At 68.4% G+C, this 18,149-nt stretch carries 23 protein-coding genes; 3 read left to right on the top strand and 20 right to left on the bottom strand.

The window, feature by feature from the left end; genetic code table 11:
- The 5 genes from VN378_RS04015 to VN378_RS03995 form a co-directional block, all read right to left on the bottom strand.
- Positions 1-1,472 (bottom strand): HAMP domain-containing sensor histidine kinase (locus VN378_RS04015; RefSeq protein WP_325741211.1); only part of this gene is annotated, 1,472 nt, incomplete at its 3' end.
- A gap of 64 nt (positions 1,473-1,536) precedes the next feature.
- The gene (locus VN378_RS04010) at positions 1,537-2,574 is read right to left on the bottom strand and encodes a quinone-dependent dihydroorotate dehydrogenase (RefSeq protein WP_325741209.1); all 1,038 of its coding nucleotides are present in this window, start codon (positions 2,572-2,574) and stop codon (positions 1,537-1,539) included.
- On the bottom strand, positions 2,565-2,921 hold the full coding sequence (locus VN378_RS04005; protein WP_325741207.1) for a DUF952 domain-containing protein: 357 nt from the start codon (positions 2,919-2,921) through the stop codon (positions 2,565-2,567). Before VN378_RS04005 ends, VN378_RS04010 begins: the two co-directional genes overlap by 10 nt.
- Positions 2,918-3,421 (bottom strand): histidine phosphatase family protein, encoded by a 504-nt coding sequence (locus VN378_RS04000; RefSeq protein ID WP_325741205.1) that lies wholly within the window; start codon positions 3,419-3,421, stop codon positions 2,918-2,920. The genes VN378_RS04005 and VN378_RS04000 overlap by 4 nt, the downstream gene beginning before the upstream one ends.
- 10 nt (positions 3,422-3,431) lie before the next feature.
- On the bottom strand, positions 3,432-4,193 hold the full coding sequence (locus tag VN378_RS03995) for a class I SAM-dependent methyltransferase (RefSeq protein ID WP_414642213.1): 762 nt from the start codon (positions 4,191-4,193) through the stop codon (positions 3,432-3,434).
- 46 nt (positions 4,194-4,239) lie between these two features.
- Here VN378_RS03995 and gloB point away from each other — a divergent pair, with 46 nt between their 5' ends.
- Positions 4,240-4,968, top strand: coding sequence for a hydroxyacylglutathione hydrolase (gloB, locus tag VN378_RS03990; protein ID WP_325741201.1), 729 nt, complete (start codon positions 4,240-4,242; stop codon positions 4,966-4,968).
- On the opposite strand, the gene VN378_RS03985 is transcribed toward gloB, so the two are convergent.
- The 7 genes from VN378_RS03985 to VN378_RS03955 all read right to left on the bottom strand — a co-directional run bounded on the left by VN378_RS03985 (position 4,958) and on the right by VN378_RS03955 (position 10,176).
- Entirely contained in the window at positions 4,958-5,737 is a 780-nt protein-coding gene (locus tag VN378_RS03985; protein ID WP_325741199.1) for a DUF4908 domain-containing protein, read from the bottom strand. The two genes, gloB and VN378_RS03985, sit on opposite strands and share 11 nt — an antisense overlap.
- A gap of 100 nt (positions 5,738-5,837) precedes the next feature.
- The gene (phbB, locus tag VN378_RS03980; RefSeq protein ID WP_325741197.1) at positions 5,838-6,563 is read right to left on the bottom strand and encodes an acetoacetyl-CoA reductase; all 726 of its coding nucleotides are present in this window, start codon (positions 6,561-6,563) and stop codon (positions 5,838-5,840) included.
- Between the two features lie 99 nt (positions 6,564-6,662).
- Positions 6,663-7,721 carry an NAD(P)-dependent alcohol dehydrogenase gene (locus VN378_RS03975; RefSeq protein WP_325741195.1) on the bottom strand — a complete coding sequence of 353 codons (1,059 nt, stop codon included), beginning with the start codon at positions 7,719-7,721 and terminating at the stop codon, positions 6,663-6,665.
- Positions 7,722-7,789: 68 nt separating this feature from the next.
- On the bottom strand, positions 7,790-8,338 hold the full coding sequence (locus VN378_RS03970; protein ID WP_325741193.1) for a hypothetical protein: 549 nt from the start codon (positions 8,336-8,338) through the stop codon (positions 7,790-7,792).
- A gap of 105 nt (positions 8,339-8,443) precedes the next feature.
- Positions 8,444-8,815 (bottom strand): GFA family protein, encoded by a 372-nt coding sequence (locus VN378_RS03965; RefSeq protein WP_325741191.1) that lies wholly within the window; start codon positions 8,813-8,815, stop codon positions 8,444-8,446.
- Entirely contained in the window at positions 8,812-9,564 is a 753-nt protein-coding gene (locus VN378_RS03960) for a DUF72 domain-containing protein (RefSeq protein WP_325741189.1), read from the bottom strand. Before VN378_RS03960 ends, VN378_RS03965 begins: the two co-directional genes overlap by 4 nt.
- 30 nt (positions 9,565-9,594) lie before the next feature.
- Positions 9,595-10,176: a TetR/AcrR family transcriptional regulator gene (locus VN378_RS03955; RefSeq protein ID WP_325741187.1), complete on the bottom strand. Its 582-nt coding sequence runs from the start codon at positions 10,174-10,176 to the stop codon at positions 9,595-9,597.
- 107 nt (positions 10,177-10,283) lie between these two features.
- On the opposite strand from VN378_RS03955, the gene VN378_RS03950 reads away from it, so the two are divergent.
- Entirely contained in the window at positions 10,284-10,586 is a 303-nt protein-coding gene (locus VN378_RS03950) for a CC_3452 family protein (protein WP_325741185.1), read from the top strand.
- Entirely contained in the window at positions 10,583-10,996 is a 414-nt protein-coding gene (locus VN378_RS03945) for a nuclear transport factor 2 family protein (RefSeq protein ID WP_325741183.1), read from the top strand. Before VN378_RS03950 ends, VN378_RS03945 begins: the two co-directional genes overlap by 4 nt.
- Here VN378_RS03945 and VN378_RS03940 read toward each other — a convergent pair.
- From VN378_RS03940 to VN378_RS03905, 8 genes are all read right to left on the bottom strand, one after another.
- Complete coding sequence (locus VN378_RS03940; protein WP_325741181.1) at positions 10,993-12,354, bottom strand: glutamate--cysteine ligase; 1,362 nt, start codon at positions 12,352-12,354, stop codon at positions 10,993-10,995. The genes VN378_RS03945 and VN378_RS03940 overlap by 4 nt on opposite strands.
- Positions 12,355-12,421: 67 nt before the next feature.
- The gene (locus VN378_RS03935) at positions 12,422-12,880 is read right to left on the bottom strand and encodes an ion channel (protein ID WP_325741179.1); all 459 of its coding nucleotides are present in this window, start codon (positions 12,878-12,880) and stop codon (positions 12,422-12,424) included.
- A 31-nt stretch (positions 12,881-12,911) separates the two neighbouring features.
- Complete coding sequence (locus tag VN378_RS03930) at positions 12,912-13,631, bottom strand: 16S rRNA (uracil(1498)-N(3))-methyltransferase (RefSeq protein ID WP_325741177.1); 720 nt, start codon at positions 13,629-13,631, stop codon at positions 12,912-12,914.
- Positions 13,628-13,810, bottom strand: a complete 183-nt coding sequence (locus VN378_RS03925) for a hypothetical protein (RefSeq protein WP_325741175.1) — start codon at positions 13,808-13,810, stop codon at positions 13,628-13,630. Before VN378_RS03925 ends, VN378_RS03930 begins: the two co-directional genes overlap by 4 nt.
- A 53-nt stretch (positions 13,811-13,863) precedes the next feature.
- Positions 13,864-15,027 carry an acyl-CoA dehydrogenase family protein gene (locus VN378_RS03920; protein WP_325741173.1) on the bottom strand — a complete coding sequence of 388 codons (1,164 nt, stop codon included), beginning with the start codon at positions 15,025-15,027 and terminating at the stop codon, positions 13,864-13,866.
- A gap of 165 nt (positions 15,028-15,192) precedes the next feature.
- Positions 15,193-16,977: an acyl-CoA dehydrogenase C-terminal domain-containing protein gene (locus tag VN378_RS03915; RefSeq protein WP_325741171.1), complete on the bottom strand. Its 1,785-nt coding sequence runs from the start codon at positions 16,975-16,977 to the stop codon at positions 15,193-15,195.
- Between the two features lie 2 nt (positions 16,978-16,979).
- The gene (locus VN378_RS03910; RefSeq protein ID WP_055831059.1) at positions 16,980-17,465 is read right to left on the bottom strand and encodes a MerR family transcriptional regulator; all 486 of its coding nucleotides are present in this window, start codon (positions 17,463-17,465) and stop codon (positions 16,980-16,982) included.
- A gap of 178 nt (positions 17,466-17,643) precedes the next feature.
- Positions 17,644-18,066, bottom strand: a complete 423-nt coding sequence (locus tag VN378_RS03905; RefSeq protein WP_325741168.1) for a DoxX family protein — start codon at positions 18,064-18,066, stop codon at positions 17,644-17,646.
- Positions 18,067-18,149: the final 83 nt, after the last annotated feature.

Raw genomic sequence — 18,149 nt, 5'->3', positions numbered from 1 at the left:
GGCGGCGCCTGGTACAGGGGCTGGGGCGCGGCGATCTGTTCGGCGGCCGCCGAACGGGCGCCGGACAGGGAGCGGGCGACGGCGTCGCGGGCCTGCTGGTCCAGGGCCGGCGTGGCGGTCGCCAGGGCCTCGCCCGGCTGCAGGTGCAGGGACAGGGTGAAACGGGAGCCGGCGCCGGGCTGGCTGCGGGCGGTCAGGCGTCCGTTCATCAGCTGGACCAGCTGGCGGCTGATCGCCAGGCCAAGGCCGCTGCCGCCGTGGAGGGCGCTGACCCCGGCGATGGTCTGGTCGAAGGGGGTGAACAGGCGCCCGACCTGTTCGGGAGTCATGCCCGGACCGGTGTCGGCGACCTCGATCAGAACCGCGTGACCGCCCGGCTCATCCGCCCACGCGCTCAGGCGCAGGGTGATCGAGCCGGTGTCGGTGAACTTCATCGCATTGGAGATCAGGTTGTTCAGGACCTGACGCAGGCGCATGGGATCGCCGCGCACGGTCCGGGGGATGGAGGCGGCCCCCTCGACCCGCAATTTGAGCCCCTTGGCGTGGGCCGGCCCGCGCCAGAGGCGGATGGTCTGGTTCAGCAGATCGCGCAGGTTGAAGTCGATCTGGTCGACCGTCATATGCCCGGCGTCCAGCTTGGCGTGGTCCAGCAGGTCGTCCAGCAGGGCCTTCATCATGAAGCCGGCGTCGGTGATCAGATGGGCCTGCGCGCGCGCGCGCGCGTCGGTCGCGCCGCGCTCCAGTTCGGCTGCGCCAGTCAGAATGGCGCTGATCGGGGTGCGAAGATCGTGGCCGATGGCGGCCAGAAAGGCGCTGCGACCCTCCATGATGCGCTCGGCGTCCATCCGTTTCTGATCGGCCTCGATTCGCGCGGCGCTTTCCGCCAGACGCGCCTGGTTCATGCGCTGCCAGGTCGACAGGCAGTAGGTGATGAACACGCCGACGGCGATGGCGGCGGCGGTGACGAAGCCCGTGGATGCGCCATAGACGGCCATGAAGACCGGCGTCGCCGCCAGATAGATGAACTGGACCGAGGCCGTCATCAGCATGACGGACGTGGACCGGGGGGCGTTGATCACCGAATAGATGGCGCCGGCCGACAGCAGCATGGCGGCGCAGATGCCGCCCATTGGTCCGCCCATGAGCCACATCGGGACCGACAGACTGCCGAAATAGCCGGCGTTGGCGATCAGCATGATCCAGCCGGCGATCTTGCGGAAGCCGGTCAGGCGGTTGGCGCGCCCGCTGTTGATCGGGGAGAAAATCCAGACATCCAGCCCCTGGACGAGGAAATAGCCGATCACCCAGCCGACGCTCAGCGGCCAGCCGAGCAGGGGGCTGAAGATCAGGGCGCTGGCCGCGGCCATGCCGAGCCGCTGCAGCAATGCCTTGCGCCGCTGCCGGATGGCGGCGGCCCAGTCATCCGCGCCAGCGGGATGTGAAGCCTGGCTGTCGATTTTGGCGATCGCCATGCGGTTCCCCGAACAAGGCGGTTTCGCCCGTGCGCCACTATGCCGATCTTGCCCTAACGCTCCGTCAACGAGCGGCTGCAACGGCCTCGGAGACTGTGGAGAAGCCGTCGGCGCGCAGGCGCGCGGCCAGATCCCGCTTGATCCGCCCGACGAGGCCCGGCCCTTCATAGATCAGGGCGGAATAGAGCTGGACCGCGCAGGCGCCGGCGCGAAGCCTCGCATAGGCCTCGGCTCCGGAATCGATCCCTCCGACCGCGATCAGGGGCAGGCGTCCCGCCGACGCCCCCGCCGCGGCGCGCAGCGCCGCCATGGCGCGGGCCTTCAGCGGCGCGCCGGACAGGCCGCCCGCCTCTCCACGATCCGGGGAACGCAGGCTTTCGGGCCGATCCAGGGTCGTGTTGGAGACGATCAGGGCGTCGATGCGGTGGTCCAGGCTGGCCTCGACGATCAGGGCGATCTCGTCCGCGGTGAGATCGGGCGCCACCTTGAGGAAGACCGGAGTCGGATCGCCGGCCCGCGCCTCGCTCAATCGGCCCAGCAGGTCGTCCAGCGCCGCCCGGCCCTGCAGGGCGCGCAGGCCCGGCGTATTGGGCGATGAGACATTGACGGTCACATAGTCGCTGAGGCCGCGCAGGCGGATCAGGCCGGCCACATAGTCGGCCGCCTTGTCCTCCGTGTCCTTGTTGGCTCCCAGATTGGCGCCGACGACGATGCTCCGGGGGCGATCCGACAGACGTCGGGCGAAGGCCTCCAGACCCAGGTTGTTGAACCCCATCCGGTTGATGACGGCCCGGTCCTCCGCCAGGCGGAACAGGCGCGGTTTCGGGTTTCCCGCCTGCGGCCGCGGCGTCACCGAACCGCACTCCACAAAGCCGAAGCCGAGGCGCGCCAAGCCTCGCAGGGCCTCGCCGTTCTTGTCCAGTCCGGCCGCCAGACCGACCGGGTTCGGCAGGTCGAGGCCCGCGACCGTGGTCTTCAGGATAGGGTCGTCGGCGGGCGGTTTCGGCAGGGGCGCGATCTGGAGGGCGCGGATCGCGAGACCGTGCGCGACCTCGGGATCGATCCGTCGCAGCAGGGCGGCGCCCATGTCGCTCAGGGCCATCCCGGGGCTCCGTCGTCGAAATGCATGACGCCCCCGGCGTCCACGGACAGCGGCCGCTCGTGGGTCGCGGCGGCGACCGGCAGAGGCGCGTAGAGATGAGGAAACAGGGCCCCGCCGCGCGACGCCTCCCACTTCAGGGCGTCGCCCAGAGGGTGCAGGTCCACGGTCACCAGCATCAGTCCCGTCCGGCCGGCATAGTGCCGGCGCGCCGTCTCGACCAGCTGGTCGGCGTTCGACAGGTGGATATAGCCGTCCGCCCGATCCACGGCCGAGCCGGCGTAGGCCCCGGCTTCCTGCGCGGCGGCCCATTCGGCCCTGTCGACCAGCTTGTACGCGACGCCGCTCATGAGCCGCCCAGGTCGCGGGGCTGCAGGAAGCCCTCAAACGCGCATCGACCGGCGACGTCCACGGTGAAGATGGCTCCGGCGCCTGGCGGAAAGCCGCCGCTCATGCGGTCCAGAACGGACGGCGAAGCCGCGCTTTCGACCAGATATTCCACGGCCAGCAGATGGACGCCCGGATTGTGCGCCACCACCATCAGACAGCCCGCCTCGTCCTCGGCGGACTCGATCAGCCGGCGCAGGGTCTCGGCCCCGCCGTTGTAGAGAGCCTCGTCCTCGCGCACCTCCACGTCGCCGAACGCGTCGTGCAGCAGGTCCCAGCTCTGGCGGGTGCGCAACGCGGGCGACACCAGGGCCAGATCGGGTCGCAGGCCGCGTGCGGCGAGGGCACGGCCCATGGCGACGGCGTCCTGCCGGCCCCGGGCCGACAGGGCGCGGTCGCGGTCCCGGCCGGGGCCCGCGGCCCGTTCGGCCTCGGCGTGTCGCATCAGGATCAGTCGCTGCATGGGGCCGGCTTTAAGGGCGTTCGCCCGTTCTCGCCAGATCATCGCGTCCCGACCGGTTCGCCGGCTGTGGCTGGAGGGCGGGCGTCATGACCGGAACGGTCGCCACCGCCCCGCCCGGCCGGATGCGGGCGTACTCCCGACGCGTCGCCTCCAGCAGGATGACCCCGGCCGCGCCCGGCATGACGCGCTTGCCGATCTGTTCGAAACCGTCGGCCAGCGGCAGCAGCGGTCCCCAGGGCGGCACGTAAAGGGTCTGGGACCAGGCCGTCGGCTCAAGGCCCGCGGCGCGGACCAGCCGCTCGAGCTGGCCGCGGGTGAAGGGGCGTCCGTGTCCGAACGGCGTGGCCTCGGCCCGGGCCCACAGCCCGCCGCGCGCCGCCGCGACCAGAATGATCCGTCCCGCGGGCGACAGGGCGCGAACGGCCTCGGCCATCAGGGCCTGTGCGTCGTCGGCTTCTTCCAGCGCGTGAACCAGCAGGATCCGGTCGAACGACCCGGCCGCGAAGGGCAGGCGGCGGTCGTCGACCAGCAGGGTGCGGTTCTTGCCGACCGAGGGCCAGAGCTCGACCCCCTGACCGCCCGGCATCGCCGCGACGACGCGACGAGCGCCTACGAAGGCGTCCAGCCAGGGCGTGGCGTAGCCGAGGCCCAGGACGTCGCTGTTGGTCGCCTCGCCCCAGGCGTCCTCCAGTCGCCGGGCCAGCAGACGGCGCGCCAGCGCCCCGGCCGGCTCGCCGTAAAAGATGCGAAGATCCTCGATGCTGCGCCGCATGGGCGTCAGCATAGGCCGGGTCGGGGCGGGCTGCTAGGATGCCGGCATGACCCTGGACGTGCGCCTCTTCCCCTGCCTGAACGACAACTACGGCCTGCTGGCGCGCGACGCCGCCACGGGCGCAGTGGCGGCGATCGACACGCCGGACGCCGCTGTCATCCTGGCCGAGCTCGAACGCTCCGGCTGGGGGCGGCTGGATCTCATCCTGAACACCCACTGGCACCCGGACCACACCCAGGGCAACGCCCGGCTGAAGGCCGAAACCGGCTGCGAGATCGTCGGGCCCGAAGAGGTGCGCAAGGCCGCGCCGATCGACCGCATCGTCGCCGGCGGCGACATGGTGACGGTGGGCGAGACCGTACTGGAGGTCACCGACGCGCCGGGGCACACGCTCGGCCACATCGTCTACCGCTCGGTGGCGGACGCCCAGGCCTTCGTCGGCGACGTGCTGTTCAACCTGGGCTGCGGCCGGCTGTTCGAGGGCACGCCCGAACAGATGCACGCCAGCCTGCAGACCCTGGCGGCATGGCCGGACGAGACGGTGGTCTGGTGCGCCCATGAATACACCGCCGCCAACGCCCGGTTCGCCCTGAGCCTCGACGATCGTCCGGAAATGATCGCGCGGGCCCAGGCGATCTTCGCCATGCGGGAACGGGGCGAAGCGACCGTTCCCACCACCATCGGTCTGGAGAAGGCGTTCAACCCCTTCATGCGGGCGGCGGACGCCGCCGACTTCGCCGCCCGCCGGGCTGCGAAGGACGTCTTCACCGCCTGAGGGGCGTGGCCGGGGTCAGGAAGGCGTCGATCACGCGCGCGGACGAGGGACGGCCGGCCACGCCCTGGACGGGCGCCACCACGATGCGGAGGTCGCCCCGGGCATAGGTCACCGAGGCGCGCGGACCATCGACGATGGTGATGCTGCGCAACCGGTCCAGCGACGACCGGGCCGAGGGCGATCGGGCGATGCGCAGGGCCGAGTCCGTCGACAGGATCAGCGCCTCGACCGTCAGGCTTTCGGCGGCGCTGTCGGTGTCGACATTGATCTCGATCAGCCGTCCCAGGGCCTGGCTCAGCATGGCGCTGCGCCGGGTCATGAGCTGGAACATCTGGGCCGGGCCCAGGGTCGGCGGCGTCAGGCTCTGGCCCGGACCGGCGAAGGAGGCCGGCGATCCGCCGGGCGCGCGCGGCGTATAGACGGTCATGCCGCCGCCGGGCGTGACCCTCAGCAACTGGTCGCCGGCGTCGTTGCGGTAGATGATGTCGCCGCGCGGCGCGGCGGTCGGGCGCAGGACCCAGGTTTCGTCGCGCCGGTCGAAGCGCAGCAGGGGCCGCTGGCCCGAGCGGTCGAGGATGAAGGCCTCGCCCGATTCCGCGACGTAACGGCCCGTGGGCGGCAGGGTTCGCGAGGCCGGGGGGCGCGGGGCCGGGGCGCTGTTGCGCAGGGCCTGGCTCTGCTCCGCCTGGGCGTTGCCGCGGGCCTGGGCCCGCGCCTCGGCGGCGATGGGCAGCAGCGACAGCACCGCCGCCGCGAGGGCGATCGCCATCGCGGCCGGAAGCGGCGTTCGCGCCGTTCTGGACCCTGCCGTCAACTCCATGGCGAACAGTCGTGAAACCTGCGCGCGGCGGATTTTGGGCGGTCCCGGATCAGCCGACCAGATACTGACCGCCGTTCAGCGACAGGGTGCAGCCTGTGACATATCCGGCACGTTCGCCTGACAGCCAGGACACCATGTCGGCGATTTCCTCGCCTTTTCCGAGCCTTCCGACCGGAATCTGGGCGATGATTCCGGCCAGGACCTTCTCGTCCATGGCCCCGACCATCTCGGTGTCGATATAGCCGGGGGCGATGCAGTTCACGGTCACGCCCTTGCGCGCGTTCTCGAGCGCCAGCGCCTTGGTGAAGCCGATCATCCCGGCCTTGGCGGCGGAATAGTTGGTCTGGCCGATCTGGCCCTTCTGGCCGTTGATCGAGCTGATGTTGACGATACGGCCGAAGCCCCGGTCGCGCATGCCGTTGATGACCTGGCGCGTCATGTTGAAGACGCTGTCCATATTGACCCGGATGACGTCGGACCACTGGTCCGAGCTCATCTTGTGGAAGAAGCCGTCGCGGGTGATGCCGGCGTTGTTGACCAGCACGTCGATCGGACCCAGCTGGTCCTCGACCTCCTTCACGGCGCGGGCGCAGTCGTCGAACGAGCCGACATTGCCCTTGACGATGGTGACGCCCAGCTCCCTCGCCGTGGCCTCGGCCGCCTCGGTATTGCCGGAATAGCCGGCGGCGACGGACATGCCGTCCTCCTTCAGCCGCTGGGCGATCGCCTTGCCGATGCCGCGGGTGCCACCCGTGACCAGAGCCACTCGAGCCATGTGCGTTTCCTTGTCCCATGGGCCGCATCTGACGCGCGGCCTCCCAAGGTTACGGTTTAGACGCTGGGAGGTTGCGCGGGAAGCTCTCCGGAGGCCGGATCAGATGCGGGCCATGTCGAGCACGAAACGATAGCGCACGTCGGACTTCTCCATCCGGGCGTAGGCCTCGTTGATCTGGTCCGGAGCGATCAGCTCGATGTCGCAGGCCAGGCCGTGCTCGGCGCAGAAGTCCAGCATCTCCTGGGTCTCGCGGATGCCGCCGATCAGGGAACCGGCGACGGACCGGCGGCGCCACAGCAGGCCCATGGCGTAGACGGGCAGGCCCTCGGTGGTCAGGCCCAGCATGACCATCGTCCCGTCCTTGGCCAGCAGCTGGACGTGGCTCGCGATCTCGTGCGTCGCCGAGACGGTGTTGATGATCAGGTCGAAACTCTCGCCCGCCGCCTTCATCGCCGCCTTGTCGGAGTTGATGAGGAAATGCTTCGCCCCCATCCGCTCGGCGTCGGCCTTCTTGCGGTCCGAGGTCGACAGGACGGTGACCTCCGCCCCCATGGCCGCGGCCAGTTTGACCGCCATATGGCCCAGGCCGCCCAGGCCGATCACCGCCACCTTCGATCCCGGCCCCACCTTCCAGTGGCGCAGCGGCGACCAGGTGGTGATGCCGGCGCACAGCAGCGGCGCGGCGGCGTCGAGCGGGATGCTGTCGGGGATGGTCACGACATAGTTCTGGTCGACCACGATGGCGGTGGAATAGCCGCCCTGGGTGATCTTCTGGCCCACGGCCGCGCCCTTGGGGTCAGGCGAGCCATAGGTCTGGGTCATGCCGGGAACGCAGTACTGCTCCTCGCCTTCCAGACAGGGTTTGCACTGGCGGCAGCTGTCGACCATGCAGCCGACCCCGACCCGGTCGCCGACCTTGAAGCGGGCGACGTTCTCGCCCACCGCCGTCACCACGCCGGCGATCTCGTGACCGGGCACGATCGGGTAGGTCGTGTTGCCGAAGTCGTTCTTCACGGTGTGCAGGTCGGAGTGGCAGACGCCCGCGTATTTGATCTCGATGGCCACATCGTCCGGACCCGGATCGCGTCGATCGAAGCTGAAGGGCGACAACGGCGCGACGCTCGAGGTGGCGGCGAAGGCGCGGGTGGCGATGGGCATGAGGCCTCCGGGACGGGACAGGGCGGACGCCAGTAGCTAGGCGCTGCGCCCTTCCGCGACAACCTCCGTCAGCCGCCCATCGAGACCTCGCGCCGCGTGTCATCGCCGTAGGTGAGGCGGCGGATCCGGGCCTTCTTTTCGGCGTGGTCGAACTCGATCAGTTCCACCCCGCCGCCGCCGCCCGGGTCGGTCACCAGCCGCACCGGAACGCCGGTGTCGTTGTTGTTCAGCTGGACCGAGGCCGCGCCCGTGCTCGATACGACCAGTCCCAGGCGGTCCGGCATCGTCGCGCCGACGCCCGCAGGCGCGTCCAGCGCCAGCGAGGCCTGGCCGTTCTCAAAGGTCCCGAGGCCGCCGCGTTCGGCGCCCGTCTCGTCGTAGATCCACACGGCGGCGGAGCGGCCGTGCCGGCGTCCCGAGTCCTCTCCGAGTACGACCCGTTCGACGCCGCGAGAGTCCACCAGGGCGATCCGGCGAGCCTTGATCTCGTCCTGGATCGGGTCCCGGGCGGCGCCGGCGACGAGCACTACCGCCAGGCCTGCGCCCATCGCCACGGTGATCGTCTGAAGCCGGTTCAGCTGCTTCTGCAGCCGGGCGATCGTCTCATCGGTGTTCATGGGAACCTCCTGTCCTGCGTTACAAGCTACCTATCAAAACAAGGTTCTGGAGGCTGCTTAATTCGCCGTAATGCCAAGCTTGCTGCGGGACGGCGGGGAGCCGGTTCACCAGCCGTTGCGGCCGTCGACATGCCGCACAGGGATGCCGGCCAGGTCGAGGTCGTCGAACAGGCGGGCGTTCAGAATGATGCGGGCGGGCCGGTCCTCGCCCTCATCCGTGGTCCAGGCGGGCGCCTCGTCGAAGACGCCGCACCCACAGGCCGTGCAATGGTGAAAGGTCATCATCCGGTCGCCCCACTGGTAGTCGGCGAGGCGGTCGGGCGAGACGCTGAGTTCCACCTGCTCCGGCGCATAGTAGGCGACCAGCGCCCCGCGTTTCGAACAGATGGAGCAGTTGCACTGCGTTACGCTCTCCGGCGGCGGCGCGGAGAACCGCTGCGCCCCGCAGTGGCAACTGCCCCGCATCCGCGCCGTCACTGGTTCAGCTTCTCGATCAGCGCCTGCGCCGCCGCCGGATTGCGCACCTTCGCCCCGGCGATGAAATAGGCGAACACGTCGCCCTTCTTCGCCCATTCGCGGGTCTGTTTGACGATGCCGTCCAGTTCGGCCGGGGACATGCCCGTCGGCTCGTCCTCGCGGCTCGACATCAGCCGGGCGTATTTGAAGTCGGCGGTGTCCTGATCGATCCGCGGCCACTGCGGGGCCTCGTCGTCGTGGCCGTAGACGATGGCCGCGCCGTATTTGCGGGCCAGGTCGTAGAACTGCTCGGTGTCGAAGGTGCCGCTGCGAACCTCCAGGGCGTGGCGCAGGCGCACCCCGTCCTTCTCCTTGGGCAACAGCTTCAGGAAGCCTTCGAAGTCGACCGGATCGAATTTCTTGGTGGCCATGAACTGCCAGTTGATCGGCCCCAGCTTGTCGCCCAGCGCCGTCAGTCCCTGATCGAGGAAACGGTCGAGGCTGTCGTTGCCTTCCGACAGGACTTTCCGGTTGGTGCAGAACCGGCTGGCCTTGACCGCGAAGACGAAGTCGTCGGGCGTCTCGTCGCGCCACTTCATCCAGGTCTCGGGCTTGAAGCCCGAATAATAGGTGCCGTTGATCTCGATCGAGGTCGTGTGCCGGCTGGCGTATTCCAGCTCGCGCTTCTGGCTCCATTTCTCGGGATAGAAGACGCCGCGCCACGGTTCATAGGTCCAGCCGCCGATGCCGACGCGGATTTTGCCTGTCATGTCGTCCTCCCTGTCCATACGGACCTAGGATCAGGCGGGCGAACTCACAAGCGCCCGGTAGGCCGCCGTCGCCTGACCTCGCGCCGTCTCGTCGTCCAGCAGGCGCCGCGAATGGCCATAGGCCAGCACCAGTCCCTTGAACTGGAACACCCTGAGCTCCAGCGTCGTGTCGTCGGCATCGGGATACAGGGCCCGGAACTCGCGCTTCAGCGTCTTCGCCCAGCGCACCTGACTGCCCTTCAGCGTGTCGCGCAGCGGGCCGGGCTGGTCGTCCAGCTCCATCGCCGCTGCTTTCAGCGGGCAGCCGCCCGGACGGTCCTCGCCGTCGATCCAGTCCAGTTCGCCCTTGAAGATGCGGTCCAGCCGTTCACGGCCCGGAGCCAGCGGCTCGGCCGGATCCCAGACCGCCGATTTGAACCGGTCGATCATGGCGTCGACCACCTCGGCCTGCAGGGCCTCCTTGGACTGGAAATGTTTGAGCACGGCGCTCTTGGACACGCCGGCCGCGCTCGCGACATCGCCCAGACTGACCGCCGCCAGACCCCGCACGGTGACCTGGGTCATCGCCTCGTCGATCAAACGGGCGTGGGTGGCCTCGCCTTTGGGCGGCATCGCAACAAGCCTCTTGACTGGAAGTAACCGATCGGTCACTTATGGGTGCACGAACGGTCACTTTTACATGGATCGTCCGTTTTGACCACCCCTCTGGAGGAAGCGCCATGCTTCTCATGACCCTGATCGCGGCGACCCTCGGCGTCGCCCAACCCGCACCGGCTCTCGACGCCCGCGCGACCCTCTCCGCGCCCGGCGAAGGCCGGAGTGCGGTGTTCGACGGCCGGAACTGGACCTGCGGTCCCGACGGCGCCTGCGTGGCCCGCGGCGCCGGCGCTTCCCAGCCGGTCCTGCGCGAATGCCGCCGCTTCGTCGCCCGCTTCGGCGTCGTCACCCGCTATGAACGGGACGGCGCCGCGCTGACCGAGGCGCAGCTGGCCCAGTGCAACACGGCGGCGCCGGCGCGATGAGCGCCGACAACAGGGCGGTCCTGACCGCTGTCTTCGAAGGCCTGGCCCGTGGCGATGGCCGGGCCTTCGTTGAGGCCATGGCCGAAGACTTCACCTGGATCATGATCGGTTCGACCGACTGGTCCGGCGTCTATCGCGGCAAGGCGGCGGTGCGCGGCGAACTGCTGCGGCCGTTGATGACGAGGTTCAAATCCTACCGGAACACGGCCCGGCGTTTCATCGTCGAGGGCGACTGGGCCGCCGTTCAGTGCGCCGGCGACGCCGAGACGACGGACGGGAAGCGGTATGACAACAGCTACTGCTGGGTGGTGCGGTTCCGCGACGGGCGGATGGTCGAACTGACGGAATACATGGACACCCAGCTGGTCATCGACGCACTGGGACCCTTCGAAAGAACGACCGCGGCCTAGTAGGCGAAGTCCCGGTACATCCGGCTCACATCGCCGGCCCACTCGCCGTGATACAGCTCCAGCAACCGTTCGGCCGGGGTGATCCCGCTGTCGGCGATGTCTTCCAGCTCTGACAGATAGCCGCGCTCGTCGACCATGCCGCCGCTGAAGCGGGCGCGGTTCTTCAGTCCCTGTTTGGCGATGGCGACCATGTCGACCGCGACATCGCGCACCGACCGGCCCGCCACCTCGGCCTTGAGGCCCAGACGCGTCACGTCGCGGCGCAGCCGTTCGTGGTCGGCGATGTCCCAGTCCTTGACCAGGTCCCAGGCCGCAGCCAGCGCCGCCCCGTCGTACAGCACCCCGGCCCACAGGGCCTGAAGGGCGCAGATGCGGCTCCACGGCCCGCCGTCGGCGCCGCGCATCTCCAGATACGACTTCAGCCGCACCTCGGGGAAAAGCGTGGTCAGGTGGTCGTTCCAGTCCTTCAGCGTGGCGCGTTCGCCGGGCAGGGCGTCCAGCCCGTCGGTCATGAAGCGGCGGAACGACTGGCCCGACAGATCGACGTAGGTCTCGCCGCGCTTGGCGAAATACATCGGCACGTCCAGGGCGTAGTCGGCATAGCGCTCGAAGCCGAAGCCGTCCTGGAAGACGAAGTCCAGCATGCCGGTTCGATCCGGGTCGGTGTCCGTCCAGACGTTGGCGCGCGAGGACAGAAAGCCGCTGGGCCTCCCCTCGATGAAGGGCGAACAGGCGAACAGGGCGGTGGCGATCGGCTGCAGCGCCAGCGAGGTGCGGAATTTGGCCACCATGTCGGCCTCGTCCGCGAAGTCCAGGTTCGACTGGATCGTGCAGGTGCGCAGCATCATGTCGAGGCCGAGCGACCCCTTCTTCGGCATATAGGCGCGCATGATCTTGTAGCGGCCCTTGGGCATGACAGGCACGTCCTCGCGCCGCCACAGGGGGTCGAAGCCGGCGCCGATGAAGCCGAGGTTGATCTGGTCGGCGACCTGTTTGACCTCCATCAGGTGGCGGCCGGTCTCGTCGCAGATATCGTGCACGTCCTTCAGCGGCGCGCCGGACAGCTCGAACTGGCCGCCGGGCTCCAGCGAGATGGAGGCGGTCATGCCTTCGGCGTTCTTCCGCTCCAGGGCGATGACGTGGCCCGCCTCCTCCACCGGCTCCCAGCCGAACCGCTGCAGGCCCGTCAGCATGGCCAGGATGCCGCTCTCGCCCTCATAGGCCGGACGACGCAGGGTCGTGCGGTCGAAGCCGAATTTCTCGTGCTCGGCGCCGATGCGCCATTGATCCCTGGGCTTGGCCCCTTTCGACATGGCGCCGATCAGGTCTTCGCGGGAAAGCGGCGCAGCGTCGGCCATATGGTTCTTTCAGCCCCAGAGCCCGAAGGCTGTCGTGGCGGCTAGATGGGGCGAAACGGTGCGTTCCTCAAGGGACGTCGCGATGGACCATGCCGTGTTTTCTGCGGGCGGTGAACGGCGTCATGACGCTGACGAAGAAGGCGACCGACCATCCCAGCAGGATGGCGCCGGCCACGCCCTCGATAGCCCCCAGCAAACGCCACTCCCGCGCCATCAGCGCGTCGCTGTAGCCGATCGAGCCGTAGCTGATGCTGGAGAAATAGACCGCCTCGCGCAGATCCGGCACGGCGCCGATCAATGTGTAGAGGGCCGCGTACATCCAGATCTCGACGCCATGGACGACGAACAGGCCCAGCACCACGGCGATGGTCAGCAGGGCGTGCCGCCACAGCGGGCCCTCGACATAGGACCGGCCCGCCCGGGTTTCGTAGATCTCCAGCCCGCGGCCGAGGCTGAGCAGGCCGAAGCCGTGGATGCTGACGGCCAGCAGGGCCATAACCGTCGACAGGGCCAGTTCGTTGAGCATGCCCCATCCTGCCCGGAAGCCGACGGTCCCGCTAGCGGTTCCAGTCGCCGACGGCCGCCTGCCACAGCGTCAGGGCGGCGACGGCGGCGGTGTCGGCGCGCAGGATTCTGGGGCCCAGCGACACCGCAGTGGTGAAGGGCAGGGCTCGCAGCCGCTCGCGTTCCTCGGGCGAGAAGCCGCCCTCGGGACCGATCAGGACCGCCCACGGGCCCTCGCCCGCGCCCTGCAACGCCGCGCCCGCCGGCTCCCCGCCGGTCTCGTCGCAGAACATCAGCCGCCGCCCCGCTTCCCAGCCGTCCAGCAGCTCGCCCAGCTTCGCCGGCTCGTCGACCATCGGCACATCGACCCGTCCGGTCTGTTCCGCGGCCTCGATGGCGATGGCGTCCAGCCGGTCCATGCGTACATGCTGGACCTGGGTCCGGTGGGTGACCACCAGCCAGATGCGACGCACCCCCAGTTCGGTCGCTTTTTCGACGGCGAACTCCAGCGCGCTCTTCTTCACCACGCTGATCAGCAGTTCGACATCGGGGCCGGTCGACTGCGGTCGGACCTGTTCTTCGGCGCGTAGCACCGCGCCCTTCTTGAGCACTTCTGCGATAACGCAGCGCCACTCGCCGTCGACGCCGTTGAAGACCAGCAGCCCGTCCCCGATCTTCAGCCGCATCACCTGGGTCAGGTAGCGCGACTGGTCCAGCGTCGGCAGAACGGCGGCGTCGGGGGAGAGGGGTTGGGGAACGTGGAGGCGGATCATTCGCCCAACCTCTCCTTGAGCAGTTCGATGGCGATCCCGAAGGCCGCGATCCTGCGCGTGAGCAAGGTGTGCTGGGCCGTGCCGGGCTCGAGGCTCGCCCGCGCCTTTTCGCATTTGGCGTTAGTCGACTCGATCGCCCGCAGCGCTTCCCTGAGATCGTGTTCGCTGTGAACGGTCATTGGACGGATCTCATAAAGAGAACCCTTGCGCCCGTCGACCGCGGTCCTCGACCCTAAAGCGTCCGCGCGATCAGCAGCTTCATGATCTCGTTCGTCCCGCCGTAGATCCGCTGCACCCGCGCATCCTTGTACAGCTGGGCGATCGGATACTCGTTCATGTATCCGTAGCCGCCGTGCAGCTGCAGCATCTCGTCGATGACCTCGCCCTGGATGTCGGTGACCCAGTATTTGGCCATTGAGGCCGTCGCCGCATCCAGCTTGCCCTCAAGATGCAGGCCCAGGCAGTGGTCGACGAACACCTTGGCCACCGTCAGCTTGGTCTTGACCTCGGCCAGTTTGAACTGGGTGTTCTGGAAGTCGAGGATGCGCTTGCCGAACGCCTTGCGATCCTTGACGTAGGCGATGGTCTCGACGAGGCCCCGCTCGGCCGCGGCCACGCCCTGGACGGCGATGTTCAGCCGCTCCTGCGGCAGCTGCTGCATCAGCTGGATGAAGCCCTGGCCCTCGCCGCCGCCGATGATGTTCTCGCCCGGGACCTTCACATCGTTGAAGAACAGCTCCGAGGTGTCGTTCCCCTCCATGCCGATCTTGTGCAGGTTCCGCCCGCGCTCGAAGCCCTCGGCGCCGTCCGTCTCGACCACGATCAGCGAGGTGCCCTTGGCGCCTTCCGACGGGTCGGTCTTGGCCACGACGATGATGAAATTGGCCAGCTGGCCATTGGTGATGAAGGTCTTGGACCCGTTCACCACATACTGGTTCCCGGTCTTGATGGCGGTGGTCTTGACCCCCTGCAGGTCGGACCCGGCGCCCGGCTCGGTCATGGCGATGGCGCCGACCAGTTCGCCCGACTGCAGCCGGGGCAGCCAGCGCGCCTTCTGTTCCTCGGTGCCGTAGTGCCAGATGTAGGGCATGACGATCGCATTGTGCAGCGAGATGCCGAAGTGATCCGCGCCCTTCCAGCCCAGCTGGCGCATCAGCACCACCTCATGCCGGTAGTCCCCGCCCATGCCGCCGTCGGCCTCGGGCATGGACAGGCCCAGCAGTCCGGCCTCGCCGGACGCGTTCCACAGTTCGCGCGGCACCGACGAATTAGCGATCCACGACTGCACCGCCTCAGGCGGCGCATGCTCGTCGATCCATTTACCGACGCTGTCGGAGAAGAGGACGATCTCCTCCTCCTGCATGAAATCGGGCTCGGGGACGTTGAGGACGTTCATAGGCTCACTCGGCGTTCTCCCTCCCCCTTGTGGGGAGGGTGGCCGCGAAGCGGCCGGGTGGGGGCGGCTTGGTGAAGGGAGCGCGGCTGTGTCGCCTGGCCCTCCCCACCCGGTCGTCGCTGCGCGCCGACCACCCTCCCCACAAGGGGGAGGGAGAAAGTCAGATCAGAACGCCTCCGCCGGCATCTGCATCAGCACGTCCGCGCCGGTCTTCAGCTTGGCCAGATGCGCGCCCGTGTCCGGCAGGATGCGTTCGACGAAATACCGGCCAGTCATCAGCTTGTTCGCATAGAACGGATCGGTCGACCCCGCATCCACCTGCGTCTGCGCCGCCTTGGCCATCTGCGCCCACATATAGGCCAGCGCCGTCAGGCCGAAGATGTGCAGATAGTCGGTCGAGGCGGCCCCGGCGTTGTCCGGGTTCTGCATCCCGTTCTGCATCAGCCACATGGTGGCCTCCTGCAGCTTCTTCTTGGCGTCGGTCAGGCCGTCGACGAAGGGCTTGATCGCCGTCTCGCCGCCATTCTCGGACACGAAGGCGTCGATGTCGGCGAACCACGTCATGATCGCCCGGCCGCCGTTGGCCGGCAGTTTCCGTCCCACCAGATCCAGCGCCTGGATGCCGTTGGCGCCCTCATAGATCATGGTGATCCGCGCATCGCGCAGATACTGCGACGCCGGGAAATGCTCGGTGTAGCCGCTGCCGCCGTGCACCTGCATGGCGAGGCTGGCGACGTGGAAACCCTTGTCGGTCAGATAGGCCTTCAGCACGGGCGTGATCAGACCCATGTAGTCGCGGGCCTTCTGGGCCTCGGCCTCGTCGTTCGAATACTGCAGATCGGCCTGCAGGGCGGTCCACAGGGTGAAGGCCTGACCGCCCTCGACGAAGGCCTTGGCCTCCAGCAGCATGCGGCGCACGTCGGGGTGAACCATGATCGAGTCGGCCGGGCCGTCGGGGTTCTTCGGCCCGGTCAGCGATCGGCCCTGCAGCCGGTCGTGGGCGAACTCCACGGCGGCCTGATAGGCGGCGGCGCCGATCGACAGCCCCTGCAGGCCGGTGCCGAGGCGGGCCTCGTTCATCATCACGAACATGGCCGCCATGCCCTTGTTCTCGGTCCCGACCAGCCAGCCCCTGGCGTTGTCATAGGCCATGACGCAGGTGGCGTTGCCGTGGATGCCCATCTTGTGCTCGAGGCCGGCGCAGGCCGCGCCTTCGTTGCGCTCGCCCAGCGAGCCGTCGTCATTGACGAAGACCTTGGGCACCACGAACAGGCTGATGCCCTTGATGCCGGCGGGCGCGCCCTCGATGCGGGCCAGCACCAGATGGATGATGTTGTCGGTGAAGTCGTGCTCGCCCGACGAGATCCAGATCTTCTGGCCGGTGATGTTGTAGCTGCCGTCGCCGTTCGGAACCGCCTTGGTGCGGATCAGGCCCAGGTCCGTGCCGCACTGCGGCTCGGTCAGGTTCATGGTCCCGCCCCATTCGCCGGTGGCCATCTTCGGCAGATACATGGCCTTCTGCTCGTCCGAGCCGTTGGCGTTCAGGCCCCAGTAGGCGCCCGCCGTCAGGCCCGGATACATCGAGAAGGCGGCGCTGGCCGCGGCGGTCATCTGGCCGAAGGCCATGGCCACCACCGAGGGCATGCCCTGGCCGCCATGCTCGGGCAGGGCCGACAGGGCAGGCCAGCCCGCCTCCACCATGGCCTTGTAGGCTTCCTTCCAGCCGGTCGGGCCGGTCACCTTGCCGTCGACCCATTTGCAGCCTTCCTGATCGCCGACGCGGTTCAGCGGGGCGATGACCTCCTCGGCGAATTTCGCGCCTTCCTCCAGGATCTGGGCCACCAGATCGGACGAGACGTCGGCGAAACCGGGCTGGTTCGAATAGCGGTCGATCTCCAGCACCTCGTCCAGAATGAACGTCAGGTCGCGGACAGGCGCCTTGTAGGCCATGTTCAGGCTCTCGCTTTGAAGGGCTGGTGGTGGGGATCGGGATTCAGCCGCGCCTTCAGCAGGTCGGCGTATTCCTCGGCGCCGGGCAGGAGGTCCGGGCGGTATTCGCCCAGCTTCTTCTCCATGACGGCGCAGGCTTCCTCGGCCGTCTCGATGGCGGCGTCGAGGTCTTCGCGCTGCTGTTTCAGCGCGGCGATCTGGGCCCGGTGGCGGCGCAGGGCGACGGCCATCTGGTGGGCGTTGTGATTGTCGTGGTCATAGAGGTCCAGCATCTCCTGGATCTCCAGCAGGCTGAAACCGATGCGGCGGCCGCGCAGGATCAGCTTCAACCGGGCGCGGTCGCGGGCGTCATAGACCCGGGTCTGGCCCTTGCGGGCGGGCGTCAGCAGACCCTTGTCCTCATAGAAGCGCAAGGCCCGGGCCGTCGCGCCGAACTCGCGGCACAGCTGGCGGATCGAATAGGTGCGATGATCATCGGCGGTCGCCATGCAGCCGTCATAACTTGACGTGCACGTAAAGGGAAGCCTTCTCGATCAGGCATCAGGCATCAGGCATCAGGCATCAGGCATCAGGGAACCGGTCGCGGTCAGCGTTCGGTTGGGCGAGCGCTCAGATGGCGATGAAGGATCCGGTGGTCCTGTTGCCTGTCGCCTGATCCCTCAGGCCTCAGCGAACCTCGCGGGCCCGCATCCACAGCACCGGCGCGGTCATCGCGATCAGCACCAGGTTGGTCACCGCCGGGCCGACGTCGCCGCCGACCGCATGCAGGCCCAGCATGACCACTTCCAGCGCCAGCAGGCCCGAGGCGGCCATGACGAGCAGCGGCCGGCCCTGCCTCCACGACACCAGCGGAGCCAGCACCAGAAGGGCCAGCAGGATTTCCGCCAGGCCGAGGCCCCGCACCATGTTCGGCGCGACGAGCGCCGGCCAGCGCATCAGATCGACCAGGTTGGCCATCGGCTCGCTGAGCTTGGCGTAGCCCGCGCCGATGAAGAACATCGCGAGCCAGCCCTGCAGCGTCCAGAGGGTCAGGTTGCGATAGCTGGCGTTGAGCCGCGAGCGGGCCGGGGAGAGGGTCTGGGAAGTCATTTTTCTGACGCCGGGGAGGGCGCTCTTTTGATTGGCAACAGTGGCGATGTCGGATCGCGCAAGCCATTCCGCAAGAGTGCGAA

The organism is Brevundimonas sp., assembly GCF_035561115.1.
Classification (GTDB): Bacteria; Pseudomonadota; Alphaproteobacteria; order Caulobacterales; family Caulobacteraceae; genus Brevundimonas.
Note: the sequence above shows the minus strand (reverse complement) of the source record. Positions and strands in the feature narration are given on the sequence as shown.

Bases quoted from the DNA above. Each gene is read 5' to 3' on its own strand.
- VN378_RS04005 (WP_325741207.1), bottom strand. From the start codon at position 2,921: ATGAGCGGCGTCGCGTACAAGCTGGTCGACAGGGCCGAATGGGCCGCC.
- VN378_RS03975 (WP_325741195.1), bottom strand. From the start codon at position 7,721: ATGCCCATCGCCACCCGCGCCTTCGCCGCCACCTCGAGCGTCGCGCCG.
- VN378_RS03995 (WP_414642213.1), bottom strand. From the start codon at position 4,193: ATGCGGCGCAGCATCGAGGATCTTCGCATCTTTTACGGCGAGCCGGCC.
- VN378_RS03970 (WP_325741193.1), bottom strand. From the start codon at position 8,338: ATGAACACCGATGAGACGATCGCCCGGCTGCAGAAGCAGCTGAACCGG.
- VN378_RS03930 (WP_325741177.1), bottom strand. From the start codon at position 13,631: ATGATCCGCCTCCACGTTCCCCAACCCCTCTCCCCCGACGCCGCCGTT.
- VN378_RS04000 (WP_325741205.1), bottom strand. From the start codon at position 3,421: ATGCAGCGACTGATCCTGATGCGACACGCCGAGGCCGAACGGGCCGCG.
- VN378_RS03910 (WP_055831059.1), bottom strand. From the start codon at position 17,465: ATGGCGACCGCCGATGATCATCGCACCTATTCGATCCGCCAGCTGTGC.
- VN378_RS03935 (WP_325741179.1), bottom strand. From the start codon at position 12,880: ATGCTCAACGAACTGGCCCTGTCGACGGTTATGGCCCTGCTGGCCGTC.
- VN378_RS03945 (WP_325741183.1), top strand. From the start codon at position 10,583: ATGAGCGCCGACAACAGGGCGGTCCTGACCGCTGTCTTCGAAGGCCTG.
- VN378_RS03905 (WP_325741168.1), bottom strand. From the start codon at position 18,066: ATGACTTCCCAGACCCTCTCCCCGGCCCGCTCGCGGCTCAACGCCAGC.
- gloB (WP_325741201.1), top strand. From the start codon at position 4,240: ATGACCCTGGACGTGCGCCTCTTCCCCTGCCTGAACGACAACTACGGC.
- phbB (WP_325741197.1), bottom strand. From the start codon at position 6,563: ATGGCTCGAGTGGCTCTGGTCACGGGTGGCACCCGCGGCATCGGCAAG.
- VN378_RS03925 (WP_325741175.1), bottom strand. From the start codon at position 13,810: ATGACCGTTCACAGCGAACACGATCTCAGGGAAGCGCTGCGGGCGATC.
- VN378_RS04010 (WP_325741209.1), bottom strand. From the start codon at position 2,574: ATGGCCCTGAGCGACATGGGCGCCGCCCTGCTGCGACGGATCGATCCC.
- VN378_RS03985 (WP_325741199.1), bottom strand. From the start codon at position 5,737: ATGGCGATCGCCCTCGCGGCGGCGGTGCTGTCGCTGCTGCCCATCGCC.
- VN378_RS03920 (WP_325741173.1), bottom strand. From the start codon at position 15,027: ATGAACGTCCTCAACGTCCCCGAGCCCGATTTCATGCAGGAGGAGGAG.
- VN378_RS03950 (WP_325741185.1), top strand. From the start codon at position 10,284: ATGCTTCTCATGACCCTGATCGCGGCGACCCTCGGCGTCGCCCAACCC.
- VN378_RS03940 (WP_325741181.1), bottom strand. From the start codon at position 12,354: ATGGCCGACGCTGCGCCGCTTTCCCGCGAAGACCTGATCGGCGCCATG.
- VN378_RS03955 (WP_325741187.1), bottom strand. From the start codon at position 10,176: ATGCCGCCCAAAGGCGAGGCCACCCACGCCCGTTTGATCGACGAGGCG.
- VN378_RS03915 (WP_325741171.1), bottom strand. From the start codon at position 16,977: ATGGCCTACAAGGCGCCTGTCCGCGACCTGACGTTCATTCTGGACGAG.
- VN378_RS03960 (WP_325741189.1), bottom strand. From the start codon at position 9,564: ATGACAGGCAAAATCCGCGTCGGCATCGGCGGCTGGACCTATGAACCG.